Source organism: Falsiroseomonas sp. (genome assembly GCF_041690465.1).
Taxonomy (GTDB): Bacteria; Pseudomonadota; Alphaproteobacteria; order Acetobacterales; family Acetobacteraceae; genus Falsiroseomonas.
In genome coordinates this window covers 49504-62560 of record NZ_JAWLHG010000024.1, presented here as the reverse complement: position 1 = coordinate 62560, position 13057 = coordinate 49504, and the positions used below count along the sequence as shown (strand labels likewise).

At 69.3% G+C, this 13057-nt stretch carries 13 protein-coding genes; 6 read left to right on the top strand and 7 right to left on the bottom strand.

Annotation, left to right across the window (positions count from 1 at the left end; translation table 11 throughout):
- Position 1 precedes the first annotated feature (1 nt).
- Complete coding sequence (locus ACESM1_RS20200; RefSeq protein WP_372623008.1) at positions 2–517, top strand: GNAT family N-acetyltransferase; 516 nt, start codon at positions 2–4, stop codon at positions 515–517.
- Between the two features lie 18 nt (positions 518–535).
- On the opposite strand, the gene ACESM1_RS20195 is transcribed toward ACESM1_RS20200, so the two are convergent.
- Positions 536–1174, bottom strand: coding sequence for a phospholipid-binding protein MlaC (locus ACESM1_RS20195; protein WP_372623007.1), 639 nt, complete (start codon positions 1172–1174; stop codon positions 536–538).
- A 77-nt stretch (positions 1175–1251) separates the two neighbouring features.
- A complete protein-coding gene (locus ACESM1_RS20190) occupies positions 1252–2058 on the bottom strand; it encodes a VacJ family lipoprotein (RefSeq protein ID WP_372623023.1) in 807 nt (268 codons plus the stop codon).
- Positions 2059–2233: 175 nt separating this feature from the next.
- Between ACESM1_RS20190 and metF the strand changes: the two genes are divergently transcribed.
- Positions 2234–3193: a methylenetetrahydrofolate reductase [NAD(P)H] gene (metF, locus tag ACESM1_RS20185; protein ID WP_372623006.1), complete on the top strand. Its 960-nt coding sequence runs from the start codon at positions 2234–2236 to the stop codon at positions 3191–3193.
- Here metF and ACESM1_RS20180 read toward each other — a convergent pair.
- Both ACESM1_RS20180 and ACESM1_RS20175 read right to left on the bottom strand, forming a co-directional pair.
- On the bottom strand, positions 3186–3623 hold the full coding sequence (locus tag ACESM1_RS20180) for a hypothetical protein (protein ID WP_372623005.1): 438 nt from the start codon (positions 3621–3623) through the stop codon (positions 3186–3188). The genes metF and ACESM1_RS20180 overlap by 8 nt on opposite strands.
- Before the next feature lie 71 nt (positions 3624–3694).
- Complete coding sequence (locus ACESM1_RS20175) at positions 3695–4612, bottom strand: hypothetical protein (RefSeq protein WP_372623004.1); 918 nt, start codon at positions 4610–4612, stop codon at positions 3695–3697.
- A gap of 91 nt (positions 4613–4703) precedes the next feature.
- On the opposite strand from ACESM1_RS20175, the gene ACESM1_RS20170 reads away from it, so the two are divergent.
- Genes ACESM1_RS20170 through ACESM1_RS20160 form a run of 3 tightly spaced genes read left to right on the top strand, consistent with a single transcriptional unit; the run spans position 4704 to position 8322 of the window.
- Complete coding sequence (locus ACESM1_RS20170) at positions 4704–5201, top strand: pentapeptide repeat-containing protein (protein ID WP_372623003.1); 498 nt, start codon at positions 4704–4706, stop codon at positions 5199–5201.
- On the top strand, positions 5198–7405 hold the full coding sequence (locus ACESM1_RS20165) for an ATP-dependent helicase (protein ID WP_372623002.1): 2208 nt from the start codon (positions 5198–5200) through the stop codon (positions 7403–7405). The genes ACESM1_RS20170 and ACESM1_RS20165 overlap by 4 nt, the downstream gene beginning before the upstream one ends.
- On the top strand, positions 7405–8322 hold the full coding sequence (locus tag ACESM1_RS20160) for a 50S ribosomal protein L11 methyltransferase (protein WP_372623001.1): 918 nt from the start codon (positions 7405–7407) through the stop codon (positions 8320–8322). Before ACESM1_RS20165 ends, ACESM1_RS20160 begins: the two co-directional genes overlap by 1 nt.
- A gap of 90 nt (positions 8323–8412) precedes the next feature.
- Here the strand turns inward: ACESM1_RS20160 and ACESM1_RS20155 are convergent, their stop codons facing one another.
- Complete coding sequence (locus tag ACESM1_RS20155) at positions 8413–8781, bottom strand: DUF1127 domain-containing protein (protein WP_372623000.1); 369 nt, start codon at positions 8779–8781, stop codon at positions 8413–8415.
- Positions 8782–8966: 185 nt separating this feature from the next.
- Between ACESM1_RS20155 and ACESM1_RS20150 the strand changes: the two genes are divergently transcribed.
- Positions 8967–10745, top strand: coding sequence for an aminopeptidase P family protein (locus ACESM1_RS20150; protein ID WP_372622999.1), 1779 nt, complete (start codon positions 8967–8969; stop codon positions 10743–10745).
- A gap of 8 nt (positions 10746–10753) precedes the next feature.
- Here the strand turns inward: ACESM1_RS20150 and ACESM1_RS20145 are convergent, their stop codons facing one another.
- On the bottom strand, positions 10754–11347 hold the full coding sequence (locus ACESM1_RS20145) for a transposase (RefSeq protein ID WP_372622998.1): 594 nt from the start codon (positions 11345–11347) through the stop codon (positions 10754–10756).
- A 302-nt stretch (positions 11348–11649) separates the two neighbouring features.
- Positions 11650–12960: a hypothetical protein gene (locus tag ACESM1_RS20140; RefSeq protein ID WP_372622997.1), complete on the bottom strand. Its 1311-nt coding sequence runs from the start codon at positions 12958–12960 to the stop codon at positions 11650–11652.
- Positions 12961–13057 lie beyond the last annotated feature (97 nt).

Here is a 13057-nt window from a genome sequence, read left to right as displayed (position 1 = left end):
GTTGAGCGGGCTCCACGCGGCGCCGCGCACGCTCAGCACGCCGCGACTCTCGCTGCTGCCGCCCGGGCCGGAGCACCTCGACGACCTTATCCGCCTGAAGGCGGATGAGCGCGTCTTCGGCCTGATGCTGCACGGCGTGCGCTCGCCCGAGCGCACGCGGGAGGAGCTGGAGGACGACATCGATTTCTGGCTGGTGCGGGGCTACGGCACCTGGTCGGTGTTCGAGCGCGCCAGCGGCGACTTCCTCGGCATCTGCGGCCTGATGGAACGGCCGGATGGCCGCGGCGTCGCGCTCCGCTTCGCACTCTGGCCGGAATGCCGCGGCAAGGGCTATGCGCGGGAGGCGGCGGCCGCCGCGCTCGCCTTCGGCCACCGCGCCGGCCTGGCGCGCATCATCGCCGTGGCGCGCGAGAGCAACCTGGCCTCGCGCGGCGTGCTGGGCGATATCGGCATGCGCGAGGCCGGTGAGTTCCGCCACCAGGGCCACCGCATGCTGGTGTTCGAGAGCCTGCGGTAGCCGCCGGGCGCGGTGCCTTCAGCCCGCCGCGCGCGCTTCCAGCTGCTGGATCTGGTTGCGCATCGCCGCCAGCAGCGCGCCGACACTTCCGTTGTTGCGGGAAATGACGCTGCTGTATTCGCTGCGCGTGGTCAGCCGCAGGCTGGTGCCCTCGGCGATCACGTCCACGATCTTCGGCTGGCCGTCCACCTCGGCCACCCGCCAGTCCAGCGCGAAGGGCGGCGAGCCCGGACGCTCCACCACGGTGTTGACCAGCACATCCTCTTCGGTGCGCTGCTGCGTGCGGCCGAGGCCGAAGCGGACGCCCTGGTATTCGCCGAACCGGGCCGCAAGGTTGTGGATCAGCACCTGCTCGAACAGCTGCAGGTATTCCTGCTGCTGCTGCGGGGTCGCCTGGCGCCACCAGCGGCCGAGGATGAAGCGGCCGACGCCTTGCACATCCACGGCGCGGCGAAGGATCTGCGCCACCCGTTCGCGCCGCTGCGCCACCGGTGCGTTGCTGTTGATGGCGGCCACCATCTCCTGGCCGGTGGCCTGGATGAAGCTGGTGGCGCCGCCGACATCCACCTGCTGGGCGCCGGCGCGAGCGATTGGCAGCGCGCCGGCGGCCAGTGCGGCAAGGCCGAGCAGCAGCAGGCGACGGGGGGGTGCGGTCATCGCGGGGGTCCTTATCGGGGGCGCCGTGCCGGCGGGGTGGTGGGCGCCGTGCCGGCGGGGCGGCCGGTGCCCTTCCTTCACGGTCGCAGGGTGGGGGCGCCCGCGCCTACACCGAAGCCGGTGCCCGGCGCCATGGGCGACACGGCGGGGGAACTGTTGCGGATCTCCGAAGCGCGACGCTGGCGATACGCGCTGCGCAGCGCCGCATACGGATCGAGCGAACCCTGGCGCAGCGCATCCAGGGGCTCGATCAGCCCTTCCCGGGCATCGACGGCAGTCAGGCCCTGCCGGGTGATCATGACAGTGTCATAGGCCTCGTTCCCGCTGATCCAGGTGAGGGGGTTCGCGGCAATGTCCACCCCGAACCCCGTCAGGTCGCGCGGGTTCGACGGGCCGAGCACCGGCAGGAAGAGAAAGGGCCCCTCCGGCATGCCCCACACGGCCAGCGTCTGGCCGAAATCCTCGGTGTGGCCGAGCAGGCCGAAGTCGCGGGCGCGGTCCATGATGCCGCCGATCCCGATCGTCGTGTTGATCACGAAGCGGCCAAGCGTGACGCCGGCGCGCTGCGTCTCGCCCTGCAGCACGTCGTTCACCAGGATCACCGGCGTGCGCAGGTTCGCCAGCACGTTGCGGATCGCCTCCCGCACCTCGGGCGGCAGGAAGATGCGATAGGCCTCGGCGGCCGGGCGCAGCACCAGCGTGTCGATGCCGTCATTGACGAAATACATGCCGCGATTCAGCGGCTCGAGCGGGTCGTTGACCTGCTCGAAATCGGCCACCGCCTCGGGGTCGGAGGGATCCGGCCGGGTGGCGCAGGCGCCGAGGGCAAGCACGAGGGCGAGGACTCCGAGCAGGCGGGGGCTGGGCAGGTGCCGGCGCGTCACGGACAATGTCGAACCTCCTTCGCGCCCGGCAGGGTCGTGCCGGACCATCGCGCCCCGGGGCTTCCTGGGGCGCGGCGTTGACCTTATATGCGCGCGCGTGGCGAAGCGAAACGGTCGTGCTGCACTGCGGCTCGCGTCCCCGTGATCCTGCTGCCGGCGTCTGGAGAATGCGTGAATGAATGTCGCCGTGAGCGCCGACCGCAGTGGAACCCTGCAGCGCTGGCTGACCGGACCGCGCGTGGCCGGCCTGCCACAGCCCACCGAACGGCCGCCCCCCAAGCTCTCCTTCGAATTCTTCCCGCCGAAGAATGACGCGCTGGAACAGCAGCTCTGGGCCGCGATCCGCCGGCTGGAGCCGCTGGCACCGCGCTTCGTCTCGGTCACCTACGGCGCCGGCGGCTCGACCCGCGCCCGCACGCACGAAACCGTGTCCCGCCTGGCGCGCGAAACCTCGCTGACGCCGGCGGCGCACCTCACCTGTGTCGGCGCGACCTGCGGGGAGGTGGACGAGGTGGCGCGCGGCTATCTGGAAGCGGGCGTGCGCCACATCGTCGCGCTGCGCGGCGACCCGCCGGCGGGGGCGAGCGGCTACACGCCGCATCCCGGCGGCTACGCGCAGGCCGAGGATCTTGTGCGCGGCCTGAGGCGCATCGCCGATTTCGACATCAGCGTCGGCGCCTATCCCGAGACGCATCCGGCCGCGGCCTCGGCCGCTGCCGACCTCGATTTCCTCAAGCGGAAGATCGATGCCGGCGCGACGCGGGCGATCACCCAGTATTTCTTCGACACCGATATCTACCTGCGCTTCCTCGATCGCTGCGCGTCCGCCGGCATCACCGTGCCGATCGTTCCGGGCATCCTGCCGGTGTCCAACTTCAAGCAGGTGCAGAAGTTCAGCGCGATGTGCGGCGCTTCCGTGCCCGGCTGGATGGCGCGGCTGTTCGACGGGCTGGAGGAGGATGCCGAGACGCGGCGGATGATCGCCGCGGTGGTCGCGGCAGAGCAGGTGCGGCTGCTGCAGGCCAATGGCGTGGACGAGTTCCACTTCTACACGCTGAACCGCGCCGACCTGACCTATGCCATCGCCCACCTGCTGGGCGTGCGGCCGAAGGCGATGGCGCCCGGGGTCACCTGAAGATGTTGAACTTCTCCACCAGGAACAGCGTACCGAACAGCGTGCCGGCGAAGATCAGCAGGTGGTTGCGGATCGCATCCCTGCGGTAGACCATCGCCGGCGGCGGGTCCGGCAGGGCCGAGGCCGCGAGCGCGGCCAGGCCACGCGGCGGCTCATCCGCTGGCGGCTTGGCGGGCGTGGCCGCAGCGACCGCATCCGCCACCCGCGCATCGGCCTCCGTGGGCGTCAGGCAGGGGCCGGCATAGGCGAAGCGGCGCGCCGCCTCCTCCGGGCCGATCGTCGAGCCATCCCAGACCACCCAGTGGCGCAGATGCTGGTTCCAGCCGATCGGCAGCGGATGGCCGTCGCGGTCCTCGGCGCGGTTCACCCAATGCCAGGGGCGCGACGGATCGGCGGGCTCGCCGGGACGCTGCGGATCGGGCCAGGACATTGTGCGCGGTTCCTCCTGTACTTGCGCAAGGCTAGACGAGGCAGCCCCGACCCGTCACGTGGCCCATCCCGTCAGCTTGTCAGCCCCGCCGCCCGCAGCCGGTCATAGATCGGCCGCAGCAGGAAGGGGCTGAGGAACAGCGGGAACTGGCAGAGCGCGAAGAACAGCAGGATCCGGCTGTCCGTCGCCGCCGGCAGGACCGCGAGATACAGTGCCATGTTGCGGTTTCCCGAAAGCAGCCCCGCCGCCAGCGCCACGCCGCGCCCGGCCGGCAGGCAGGCCAGCGCGGTCAGCGCGTTCAGGCCGAAATTGCCGAGTGTGGCGAGCGCGAGGCCGCCGGCCACCCAGGCCGGGTCCGCCAGCAGCTTCGCCTGCATCCCGTCCATCACGCCGATGCCGTAGATCACCAGCAGCAGCACGACGGTGCCGTCCACCATGCCGGACCAGCCCGCCAGCCGCGCCGGCGGCACTAGGCGGCGGATGGCGAGCGCCAGCAGCAGCGGCAGCCCGACGATCAGCGCCAGCCGCGCCATCAGCCCGCCGACCGAAATCGCGAGGTCGATCCCGAGCAGCCCGAGCGCCAGCGGCGGCGCGGTGAAGGGCACCAGCAGCGTGGACAGCACCGCCACCACCAGGGAGATCGAGGCATCAAGCCCGACCAGCCGCGCGAAGGCCGGCGAGGAGGTGGCGGCGCAGCCCGTCGCCATGATCACCACCGCCGCGCCGAGCGCGCCATCGAGCCCCGTCGCCCGGACCAGCGCGAAGACGATCAGCGGGCAGGCGAGCAGCAGCCAGGCGAGCAGGGCGGCGACCAGCAGCGGCCGGCGAAGGTACGAAAGCACCTGCGCGAGGTCGATGCGCAGCAGCACGAGCGTCATCAGCCCGGCGACGGTGATGGTCAGCGTCTCGCGCAGCACGGCGGCCAGCGGCGGCAGCGCGACGCCCACGAAGACGCAGCCGGCGAGCAGCGCACCGCCATGCCGGGCCATCCGTTCGAGAAATGCTCCGAGAAGGCCCAAGGGATGCGTGACGCGAGGGGAATGGTTGGAGATGCGGTGTTCGTGATCTATATCGCCGGACGTGTCCCGGCGCCATCTCCTCGCCCTGGTGTTGCCCGCGCTGCTCGTCGCGGGCGAAGCCCTCGCCGCCTGCACCGATCCGCCCGGGCCCGATGTGGTCTGGCGGCGCTGCCTGCTGGATGGGCGCGACTTCTCGCGCGCGAACCTTGCCGGCGCGCAGATGCGCGACGCGTCGCTGGGGCGCACCACGCTGGTCGGGGCGAATCTCACCGGCGTGGATGGCTTCAGGGCGCGCTTCGTCTCCTCCGACCTGACGGAGGCGGACCTGACCGAGGCCAATCTGCGCAACGCGGACTTCACCCGCACGACGCTCCGTGATGCGAAGCTGGTGCGCGCCGACCTGCGCCGCGCGCGGCTGTTCGGCGCCAATCTGAGCGGCGCCGACCTGACCGGCGCCAATCTCGAGGGCGCGGATTTCTCCAACGCGATCCTGGCCGGCGCACGCTGGACCGATGGCGAGCGCATCTGCGGCGCGGGCAGCGTCGGCGTCTGCCAGTGAGCGACTATCTCGAGCGGCTGAACCCCGAACAGCGGGAGGCGGTCGAGACGCTGGATGGCCCGCTGCTGGTGCTGGCCGGCGCCGGCACCGGCAAGACCCGCGTGCTGACCACGCGCTTCGCGCACATCCTCGTCAGCGGCAAGGCGCGGCCGTGGGAGGTGCTGGCGGTCACCTTCACGAACAAGGCGGCGCGTGAGATGCGCGAGCGCGTCGCGCAGATCCTCGGCCGACCGGCGGAGGGGCTGTGGCTCGGCACCTTCCACGCGCTCTGCGCGCGCATGCTGCGGCGACACGCCGAGATCGTGGGGCTGAAACCCTCCTTCACCATCCTCGATGCCGACGACCAGCTGCGGCTGCTGAAGCAGGTGATGCAGGCGGCCGGCGTGGACCTGAAGCGCTGGCCCGAGAAGGGCATGATGGCGGAGATCCAGCGCTGGAAGGATCGCGGCCTGACGCCCGCCCGCATCACGCCGGCCGACGACACGGACTACGCGGCGAATCGCGGCCGCGCGCTCTACGAGGCGTACCAGGCACGGCTGCGGGAGCTGAACGCCGCCGATTTCGGCGACCTGCTGCTGCACATGACGGAGATCCTGCGCACGCGGCCGGACGTGCTGGCCGACTACCACCGCAGCTTCCGCTACATCCTGGTGGACGAGTACCAGGACACCAACCTGGTGCAGTACTATTGGCTGCGCCTGCTGGCCCAGCGCCCCGATCCGCTGCCGCAGAACATCTGCTGCGTCGGCGACGACGACCAGTCGATCTATTCCTGGCGCGGAGCCGAGATCGAGAACATCCTGCGCTTCGAGAAGGATTTCCGTGGCGCAAAGGTCGTGCGCCTGGAAGCCAACTACCGCTCGACGCGGCCGATCCTCGGCGCTGCTTCCGGCCTGATCGCGCGCAACACCGGCCGGCTCGGCAAGACGCTGCGGCCCGGGCGGCAGGATGCCGAAGGCGAGAAGGTGCGCGTCGTCTCGCTGTGGGACAGCGAGGAGGAAGCGCGGATGATCGGCGACCGCGTCGAAGCGCTGCGCCGCTCCGGCCATTCGCTGAACGAGGTCGCCATCCTGGTCCGCGCGGGCTTCCAGACCCGCAGCTTCGAGGAACGGCTGATCGTGCTGGGCCTGCCCTATCGCGTGATCGGCGGGCTCAAATTCTATGAGCGGCAGGAGATCCGCGACGCGCTCGCCTATCTGCGCGTGCTCAACCAGCCAGCCGACGACCTCGCCTTCGAGCGTATCGTCAACACGCCGAAGCGCGGCCTCGGCGAGACCGGCCTGCGTGCGCTGCATGTGCTGGCGCGCGAGCAGCGCATTCCGCTGCACGACGCCGCCGCGCGCATCACCGAGGGCGACACGCTGAAGCCGAAGCCGCGTGCTGCCTTGCGGGAGCTGATCCAGGGCTTCGCCCGCTGGCGCCAGGTGAACGAGAAGGAAGGCCATGTCGTCGCCGCCGCGACGGTGCTGGAGGAGAGCGGCTACACCGCCATGTGGCAGGCCGATCGCGGCCCCGAGGCGGCGGGCCGCCTGGAGAACCTGAAGGAATTGCTGCGCGCCATGGGCGAGTTCCAGTCGCTCGCCGGCTTCCTCGATCACGTCGCCCTGGTGATGGAGACCGATGAGAACGCCGAGGGCGAGCGGCTGCAGATCATGACGCTGCACGCAGCGAAGGGGCTGGAGTTCGACACGGTGTTCCTGCCCGGCTGGGAGGAAGGGCTGTTCCCCAGCCAGCGCAGCCTCGACGAGGGCGGCGAGAAGGCGCTGGAGGAGGAACGCCGCCTCGCCTATGTCGGCATCACGCGGGCGCGCAAGCGCGCCATCATCAGCCACGCCGCCAACCGCCGCATCTATGGGAACTGGTCGCCGGCCGTCCCCTCCCGTTTCCTCGACGAACTGCCGGAGGAGATGGTGACGCGCGAAGGCGGCCAGGCTGCGCGTCCGCGCTTCGCCGAGACGCCCTCCGTCTTCGGCGGCGGCGGGCTGCTGGCGCGGCGGCCGCGGGTGATCGAGGCGGGCGCCTGGGAGGTGAAGGAACGCCCTGCGGCCTCCGCCGGCTTCGCGCGCGGCGACCGCGTGTTCCACGACAAGTTCGGCTACGGGACTGTGACCGCGGTGGACGACGACCGGCTGGAGATCGCCTTCGACAAGGCCGACACGAAGCGGGTGCTGGACCGCTTCGTGCGCAAGGCCGGCGAGGCGTGATGCGCGACACCTACGCGATGCAGCGCGACCGTCGCGCCGATCCGCTCGAGACCATCTGGCTCGATGCCTTGCCCGAGGAGGCCGTGCCCGCCTTCGAGGCGGCGTTGCAGAGGGTCTGTCGCTCCGTCGCGCTCTTCCGCGACGAGGCGACCGATACCTGGCGCGTCGAGGGCGTGCGCCCGCAGGGCAGCGGCGACGAGGAACTTGCCGGCGCGCTGGCGCTGGCGGCGATGGTCACCGGCACGGATGCCGCGCTGCAATCGGCGCCGGTGGAGGCGGAAGGCTGGCTCGCCCGCACCGTGGAGAGCTTCCCCGAGGCGGAGATCGGCGGCCGCTTCGTGATCCGCCCGACCCATGTGCCGCCCCGCGCGACCTACGGGCGCACGGTGCTGACGCTCGATGCGGGGATCGCCTTCGGCTCGGGCGAGCATGCCTCGACGCAGGGCTGCCTGATCGCCTTTGCCCGGGTTGCGCAGGACCGGCGGCCGATGCGGCGGGTGCTGGATCTCGGGACGGGGTCCGGCATCCTGGCGATGGCGGCGGCGAAGCGGCGGAAGCGCCGCGTGCTGGCGACCGACATCGAGCCGTGGAGCGTGCGCGTCGCGGAGCAGAACGCCCGCATGAACGGCGTCGGCGCGCTGGTGCGGGCGCGGCGGGCGGATGGCTGGGCGGAGCGGCATGTGCGCGCGGGGCGGCCGTACGACCTGGTGTTCGCGAACATCCTGGCGCGGCCGCTCTGCGCGATGGCGAAGGAGCTGGCGGTTGGGCTGGCGCCAGGTGGCACGGCGATCCTGGCGGGGCTGCTGGGGACGCAGGCGCGGATGGTGCTGGCGGCGCATCGGCGGCAGGGGCTGGTGCTGGAGCGCGCCTTGCCGGTTGGCGCCTGGACCACGCTGCTGCTGCGGAAGCGGACGTAAGAACGGGGCCGGCGCCCCCAGGGGGGGGAGGCGCCGGCCCCGTGCGTCCGCGCGGGCCGAGGGGGGATCGGACCTGCGTGGAGTAACCGGTCAGGCGGCCTGCGGACGCGCCGCGGCAGCCGGCTGGTTGGCGTTGGCCGGGCGCGCCGGCATGCGGAAATCGGGCTCGAAGACGCGGCTGATCTCGCCGCGGGTGAGGCCGATATCGGCCAGCTCGCGGTCCGACAGCTGGCGCAGGCTCTCATAGGTGCTGCGGCGGGCCGGGAAGGTGAGCAGCGCGCTGCCGACGGCGGCGATCACCTGCCAGGTCGCGACGGCGGCACGGCGGATGCCGGCGCCGAGCGCGGCGTCGCGGGCCTGCGCGGCCTGGGCGCGGATCACGTCCACCGCGCTGAGGCCGGGGGTGGCGAGGGTGGTGGGGAACAGGCCGATCTGTTCCTGATTGCGGCGGGGGTCCATGATGCTCTCGTGTGCGGCGCGGCCCGGGCGGGCCCCAATGGCCACTCTCCGGTCGCGCTTCGCAGGTGCAACATAGGGGCGCAGAAGCCACAGGTGATGCGCCGAAGCCACGATTGAGCCATGCGCCCCGCGCATGAAGTAGTGTAGACATATGTGTCGGAGTTAAGGCTCGGGTGATAAATCGCGTGACGAACCCCTCGGACCACCCCGCCCGACTCGGCGCGCTACGGGCCGAGCTGCACCGCCGCGGCCTGGATGGGCTGCTGGTGCCGCGCGGCGATGCGTTCCTCGGCGAATACGTGCCGGACTCGGCCGAGCGGCTGGCCTGGCTGACCGGCTTCACCGGTTCCGCCGGCCTCGCTTTGGTGCTGCGCGAGCGCGCCTTCCTGTTCGTGGATGGCCGCTACACCACCCAGGCCGAGCGCGAGACCGACCCGGCGCTGTGGCAGCTGCGGCACCTGATCGAGCAGCCGCCCGCCGAGACGCTGCGCGGCGAGCCGCGCGAGACGCGGGTGGGCTACGATCCCTGGCTGCACACCGAGCCGGCGATCGAGAAGCTGGCGACCTCGGGCGTGGAGCTGGTGGCGCTCGACTCCAACCCGATCGACGCGGTCTGGACCGGCCGCCCGGCGCCGCCCGCTGGCCCGGCCGTGCCGCACCCGACCGCCTTCGCCGGGGTGGAATCGGCGGCGAAGCGGGAGGCGGCGGCGAAGCTGCTGCGCGATGCCGGGGAGGATGCGACGGTGCTGGCCGATCCGCATTCCGTCGCCTGGCTGCTGAACATGCGCGGCGGCGACCTGGCCTTCACGCCGCTGGCGCTGGCGCAGGCGCTGCTGCGCGCGGATGGCACGGTGGAGCTGTTCCTCGACCCCGCGCGCGCGGATGCGGCGCTCAGGGCGCATCTCGGCAATGCGGTGGCGCTGCGGCCGCCGGGGGAGCTGGGGGCGGCGCTGGATGGGCTGGCGGGTGCCAAGCTGCGGCTCGACCCCGATGTGACGCCGGCCTGGATCGCGCGGCGGCTGCGCGCGGCGGGGGCGGAGGTGGTGGGCGGCGAGGATCCCTGCCGGATGCCGCGCGCCTGCAAGAACCCGACCGAGCAGGATGGCGCGCGCGCGGCGCACAAGCGCGACGCGGTGGCGCTGGCGCGGCTTCTCGCCTGGTTTTCCCGAGTCCCGCGCGAGGGCCTGACGGAGATGGGCGCCGCGGCGAAGCTGGTGGCGCTGCGGGGCGAGGGCGCGCATTTCGTGGCCGAGAGCTTTCCGGCGATCGCCGGCGCCGGGGAGCATGGCGCCATCGTGCATTACCGCGCGACGCCGGAGACCGACCGCGCGATCCACCCGGACGAGGTGTTCCTGCTGGATTCCGGCGCGCAGTACCGCGACGGCACGACGGATGTGACCCGCACGCTGTGGACCGGGCCCGGCGCGGCGCCGGCGGAGCTCCGCGAGCGCTATACCCGCGTGCTGCAGGGCCACCTGGCGCTGGCCGCGACGCGTTTCCCGGAGGGGGTGGCGGGGCCGCACCTGGATGCCATCGCGCGGCGCGCGCTGTGGGCGGCGGGGCTGGACTACGACCACGGCACCGGGCACGGGATCGGCAGCTTCCTCAGCGTGCATGAGGGGCCGGCGGGGATCAGCCGCTCGGCGAAGCCGGTGCCGCTGAAGGCGGGGATGATCCTGTCGGACGAGCCCGGTTTCTACGAGCCGGGGGCGTACGGCATCCGCATCGAGAACCTGCTGCTGGTGCGGCCGGCGGCGGGGCGGCCCGGGCAGCGCAAGCCGTTCCTGGAATTCGAGGTGCTGACGCGGGCGCCGTACGAGCGCGCGCTGATCGCGGTGGAGATGCTGTCGCCGGCCGAGCGGGCGCAGGTGGATGCCTACCATGCGCGGGTGCTGGCGGAGGTCGGGCCGGCGGTGGACGGGGCGACGCGGGCCTGGCTGGAAGGGGCCTGCGCGCCGCTCTGAGCCGGCGTTCATGCCGTGGTCCGCCAGTGCCGCGGCTCGCCGGCGGCGCGGCGGGAGAGGTGGAGCAGGGCGCGGAGGAAGGCCATCGGCAGTTCCGCCAAGGAATCTTTCGCGTCGCGGGCGAGCGCCTTCACGGTTTCGGACAAATCCGGCCGCGGCAGCCAGAGGGGCTCGGCGGGCAGGGCGCTGGCCAGGCCGAGGCGGCGGGCGAAGGCGATGGCGATGGGGGTGATGCGGAAGGCGCGGCGATAGGCGCGGACGATGAACCACTCGATGCCGCGCAGCGGGCTTTCGGCGCCGGGGTAGCGGTCCGAGACCCAAAGCAGCAGGCGGTGCAGGTGCTGTGCCTGTGCGGCGCGGCGCAGCGCGCGGTGGGCGGAATCGGGGCGGCCGAATTCAGGCGGCAGGGCGCGCCAGGGCTCGCGCGAGCAGGCGATCCAGAAGATGCCGTTCCAGGTGCGGCGGGCGTCGGTGGGCGGGCGGCCGCGGTTGGAGGCGTGGAGGATGGCGGAGAGGGCGGCCCATTCGGTGTCGGTCAGGGGGCGCCAGGGGCGGGGGGTGGAGCGGCGGAGGGGGAAGGCGGGTGGGGGAAGAAGATGCATCAAAAAAGTATATAGGAAAATATTGCTTGATCTCAATCCGTTTCTTGCATGGCAATTGGATCCGGCCGGTGGGGGGCGATCATCCTCCGCCGTGAGAGGCGAGCGTCGCGCGCTGGCACGCGTTGAATCACCGGGATCAGACCAATCGAAATAGAAGAGGGCCAGCCGTGCCGCGGCGGCGCCTGAAGGTTGCCGGAAGCATTACCGAAGCAGGCCCAAAGCAAATATCAAAACTTCGTTGCTCAGAAATATGCTTCACTTCCGAAAAAATATTCCCAGCATTACCTCGACCTTCGCGCGATTTATGCGGATTCCGCATCTATGGGTGACGGGAGCTCTTCCTTGACAACGGCCAGATCGCAGTTCCTAAGGAAGAAAAAGAACGTTGAATCAATTGCGTACAACCGTCGCTTGCCAATATCATAGTCGATCAATGGTGGATTGATTCCTTTCTTGTGCTGCAGCGTGGCAAGGTTGTGTAGCAAGTTGCTCATATCAGAACCGCGAACGTCATCCTTTCGATGATGGTGCTGCTTTATCATGTCTGTGATGTCTGATCTACTCGCTCCATGCATTAAGCCAGAGTAACCTAAATCAAGTATCACACAGACCAAATAGTACGGGAGATGAAGAGGGGTTTTCTCCTTCTCCTTCGAGTGTGTCACATTCCCGGAAGAGATCAGCTCAAGGGCTTGCTGGTGCGTGGCTCCATACTGGTCAGCTTTTTCTTTAACGGCCTTATCAGCGAAGGTCTCGTCGAGAATTCTTTGCGTGCGCCATGTTCCTTCGAGCACACCGGCGGCCATACAAGTGTGCTTCAAGAGTTCCTGAAAGACACCAATACTGCCAAAGGAGTTTTCGATGCATCGCTCAACCACCTTTGAGCTGAGTTCTAAATTTAGATGGCTTGCGCCCTCTGCGGCGACCTTTTTAAACTCATCATCGCTCCAAGGCTCAACTGCGACGTCGACAACCCTGTCTGTTAGATCAGGGCAGTAGATTCGCAGCTTGTCCTTCTGGCGCCATACGCCCAATACCACGAATATAATTCCCATCTCCTGAAAGGACCGCAAATCAAACGAAAGCTGGCGCTGTCTTTCTTCCGCCAAGTAGTGGAAATTTTCGAGTATTATTTTTTTGTCAAAGCCAATCTCCCTCAATAATTCAGCAACGTCTTGTGCGACAGCCAAATTGAAGGGAATCGTCTTCGATGTTCGTTGGCTCTTGTCGGAATTCTTGTATCCTCCTGTTCCATTCACCTCTCCCTCTCCTAGCAACCAGAGCGTTGCCTTGGCCTTGATCCCTGCGCTTGCAGACAATTCAGAGGCTTTTTCTGTCAATTTTCCGACTTCTATTTCAACGCCACACTGGCGTAGAATGCTCGAATAGATGTCCTCAACGTTGCTGTTCGGTGAAAGCCGAACTACTACATTCTGCTCGTAAGGTAGGTAGCGAGAGACTAGGGCGGTTTTCCCTTGCTTGGAGGCACCGTATACTACCACATGCTTGGTCTCCTTCAGCACAGTCGTAAAAAGACCGTCGATGTTGTCACGAACAATATACGATAGAATGGGATCAGCGCTGACACCGAACACTTCGGTCAGTTTCGTCATGATGCTTCCTTGTGAGCGCCGCGTACAGGGCTACTTACACCGCCACGGACGTTGAGGCACGAGTCTTCTGAGGCGGCTACTCGCTAACCTTGGCCGC

Coding starts and splice junctions, on each gene's coding strand:
- ACESM1_RS20195 (WP_372623007.1), bottom strand. CDS start 1,174: ATGACCGCACCCCCCCGTCGCCTGCTGCTGCTCGGCCTTGCCGCACTG.
- metF (WP_372623006.1), top strand. CDS start 2,234: ATGAATGTCGCCGTGAGCGCCGACCGCAGTGGAACCCTGCAGCGCTGG.
- ACESM1_RS20180 (WP_372623005.1), bottom strand. CDS start 3,623: ATGTCCTGGCCCGATCCGCAGCGTCCCGGCGAGCCCGCCGATCCGTCG.
- ACESM1_RS20175 (WP_372623004.1), bottom strand. CDS start 4,612: ATGGCCCGGCATGGCGGTGCGCTGCTCGCCGGCTGCGTCTTCGTGGGC.
- ACESM1_RS20160 (WP_372623001.1), top strand. CDS start 7,405: ATGCGCGACACCTACGCGATGCAGCGCGACCGTCGCGCCGATCCGCTC.
- ACESM1_RS20155 (WP_372623000.1), bottom strand. CDS start 8,781: ATGGACCCCCGCCGCAATCAGGAACAGATCGGCCTGTTCCCCACCACC.
- ACESM1_RS20145 (WP_372622998.1), bottom strand. CDS start 11,347: ATGCATCTTCTTCCCCCACCCGCCTTCCCCCTCCGCCGCTCCACCCCC.
- ACESM1_RS20140 (WP_372622997.1), bottom strand. CDS start 12,960: ATGACGAAACTGACCGAAGTGTTCGGTGTCAGCGCTGATCCCATTCTA.